Here is a 3,192-nt window from a genome sequence, read left to right as displayed (position 1 = left end):
GCCATCGCGGTCGTAGATGCCGCCGTGACCGAAGTGACCGGCGTCCCCGCCGCCGTCCCCGCCTACGCCGCCGAAGCCGCCGTGCCCACCGGCACCGCCGAAGCCGTCGTGCCGGCCGAGGTCGCCGAACCCACCGGAGCCGACACCGCCGTCACCGAGCCCGCCCTCCCCGAACCCGCCGGCTCCCAGACCACCGTCACCGAATCCACCACCGGCACCGCCGAACCCGCCATCGGCGCCTCCGCCGAACCCGCCGTCGAACCCGCCGTCGAACCCGCCGCCGAACCCGCCGTCGGCACCCCCGCCGAACCCACCGCCGAAGTCACCGAAGCCCCCGTCGGCACCCGCGCCGAGCTGCCCACCGAGCCCACCGAGCCCACCGGGATCCGCGCTGGGGCCCTCGTGGCCGTACTCGCCGAACCCGCCGAACTCGCCGAAGTCGCCGAAGTCGCCGAACTCGCCTGGTCCGTCCGCCGCTTCGGCAGGAGAGGTGTCCAGCAGCGGGCCGCCGAGCAGGCTGCGGGAACCGGTCGAGGCCATGTCGAGGCCGCCGGGGCCCTCCTGGCCCTCGGCGGGAGCGGACAGATCGGACGAGTGACCGACGGAGGCCGGGTCCCCGGCTTCGTGGTCGCCGGAGACCTGGTCCGCAGCGACGGTGTGGGACGTGCTGACGTCGTGGGACGCGGCGATGTCGTGGGACGTGGAGACGTCGTGCGTCGCCGCGGAGACGTCGTCCGCGGGAACGGCGTGGCCGGTCGTCACGTCATGGTGCGCCAGCGCGTGCGCCGCGCTTCCGAAGAACAGGGACGACTTGGACAGCCGTGGGTCGAGAGCGGCCGGTCCCCCGTCGGTGCCGGACTCGACGCGGAGGGAGCGGAGTTCGGCGACCTGCACGGGCGACAGGCCGAGTCTTCGCGCCACCTCGCCGGTGTCGCCGTCGAGTTCGGCACGGAAGGCCGGGTCGACGGCCAGGCGCGTCAGGGCAGCACGATATGCGTCGTCGGTCATGGTTCGGTCTCCGTCGGTCTGCGGGCACTGGTGCCGATCGCGGCGGAGCCGAGGATCCCCCTGGTCGGCGGCAACTGCCATTTCCGGCCATCCCCGCCGATACCTGCTGGAGACGTTATAGAGCCTTGGCATGGGCAACGCAAGAGCTGCAAGCAGGGCAGTCGCCGGGGCGCGGCCGCCCGGCCGCGCCCCGCACCCACCGATCGGATATGGCCACCGACCTGCCGACACGCAGCCGAGATGACGAACAACGTTTCCGGCCGCCGACCTGGCCCGCCACCAGCCCCAGGGCGGCCGTCAGGCCAGTTCGAGGACGAGCTTGCCGACGTTCTGCCCGCGGAAGAGCATCTGCAGCACCTCGGGGAAGTCGTCCACGCCGCCCCGCACCACATGTTCCTTGACCTTGATGCGTCCGGCCCCGATCCATGCGGAGATGTCCCGCGCGGCCTGCGCGTAGCGGTCGGCGTAGTCGAAGACGACGAAGCCCTCCATGCGGGCGCGGCGGACCAGCAACGAGAGGTAGTTGGAGGGGCCCTTGACCGGCGTGGTGTTGTTGTACTGGCTGATGGCACCGCAGACCACGACGCGCGCGTGCATCGCCAGCCGGGTCAGGGCGGCGTCGAGGATGTCCCCTCCCACGTTGTCGAAGTAGACGTCGATGCCGTCGGGGGCCTCGCGGCCCAGCGCCTTCCGGACGTCTTCGGCGCGGTAGTCGATCGCCGCGTCGAATCCCAGTTCATCGGTGAGCAGGGCGCACTTCTCCCGCCCGCCGGCGATGCCCACGACCCGGCAGCCCTTGGCCTTCGCGATCTGACCCGCCATGGTGCCGACCGCGCCGGCCGCCCCCGACACCACGACGGTCTCGCCGTCCTTCAGCGCTCCGACGTCCAGCAGCCCGAAGTAGGCGGTCATGCCGGGCATGCCCAGCGCGCCCAGGTACGTGGAGGGCGGGGCGAGGGAGGTGTCGATCTTCATGGCGCCCTTGCCGTCGGAGACCACGTACTCCTGGACGCCGAACACGCCGACCACGTGATCCCCCGGCTGGAAATCGGGGTGGTTCGATGCGGTGACCTCGACGACCGATCCGGCGCGCATGACCTCGCCGATGCCCACGGGCGGCAGGTAGGAGGGGCGGTCGTCCAGCCAGCCCCGCATGGCCGGGTCGAGGGAGATGACGCGTGTACGGCCCGCGAACCGGCCCGGGCCCGGTTCGTCGACGGGTCCGGAACAGTGCTCCCAGTCCTCGGCCTTGACCTCGCCCACCGGGCGGGCGGCCAGACGGATCTGGCGGTTGCTCGCAGGCATCACGTCTCCTGTCGTTGACGGCTTCAGCGCAGGATACCGACCAGTAGGTATGCGCGCTGCGTGAGGTACACCACATGCTGTACCCGATTGCGGCCCGACCGGTCGCCGCCGGACCGGTCAGGGGGTGGAGGCCCGCCGGCCGGTGCGGCCGCCCTCGCGGTCGCGCTCCCGGAGCAGGCGCGCGGTCTGCCCGGAGACCGGCGTGGCCAGCACCGCGGTGACCAGGTCGACCAGCCGGCTGGTGAACAACCGGTCGTCCCTGCGCGGGCGGCCGGCGGCCCGGGCGGCGAGCTCGGCATGGCAGAAGCGCATGGCGGTGAAGCGGGTGTGGAACACCGCCGTCGACTCCGGAGCCAGCAGCGGCTCCACCAGGCGCCGCCAGGGGTAGATGCTCGACCCCTCCGTCACCACGACCTCGACCAGCGGTTCGGGGCGGTTGAGCAGCTCGGCCACGATCTGCAGGAACTCCCGCCCGCCGTCGCGGTCGGCGAGCTTCGCGGCGGCCGGCAGCACCAGCGCTCCGGCGAGGGATCGGAGGTCGGCGGCGCCGCTGTCCTCGTACTGCTGCAGCAACACCTCCCGGCGGGCGTCCACCGCGGGAAGATGCTTGTCGAGTACGGCCCGCAGCAGACCCGCGCGGTCGCCGAAGTGGTACTGCAGGGCCATCGCGTTGCGCTGCCCGGCGGAGCGCTTGATCTCGTTCAGCGACGCGCCGTCGACGCCCTTCGCCGCGAACAGACGCTCGGCGGCGCGGATGAGCGCGGCGCGGGTGTCATCGCCCTTCCGGCTCCGCGGCGACGTGGCCGGCGTCTCCTGTGCTGTCACGGATGCCCATGCTAGCGTCGCCCCGCCCGAAGTAATACGCCTGCATTAAAAAGT

The 3,192-nt window shown here is 72.2% G+C and carries 2 protein-coding genes and 1 pseudogene; all 3 read right to left on the bottom strand.

Annotated elements, in window-relative coordinates; genetic code table 11:
* A pseudogene (locus tag AB0N17_RS43520) lies at positions 1-1,008 on the bottom strand (hypothetical protein); the annotation flags it as partial.
* Positions 1,009-1,305: 297 nt separating this feature from the next.
* Positions 1,306-2,313, bottom strand: a complete 1,008-nt coding sequence (locus AB0N17_RS43515; protein ID WP_366017235.1) for an NADP-dependent oxidoreductase — start codon at positions 2,311-2,313, stop codon at positions 1,306-1,308.
* Between the two features lie 117 nt (positions 2,314-2,430).
* A complete protein-coding gene (locus AB0N17_RS43510) occupies positions 2,431-3,138 on the bottom strand; it encodes a TetR family transcriptional regulator (RefSeq protein ID WP_366017234.1) in 708 nt (235 codons plus the stop codon).
* Positions 3,139-3,192 lie beyond the last annotated feature (54 nt).

This window comes from Streptomyces sp. NPDC051133, assembly GCF_040682635.1.
In the GTDB taxonomy this organism is placed as follows: Bacteria; Actinomycetota; Actinomycetes; order Streptomycetales; family Streptomycetaceae; genus Streptomyces.
This window is presented reverse-complemented; position numbering and strand designations above follow the sequence as displayed.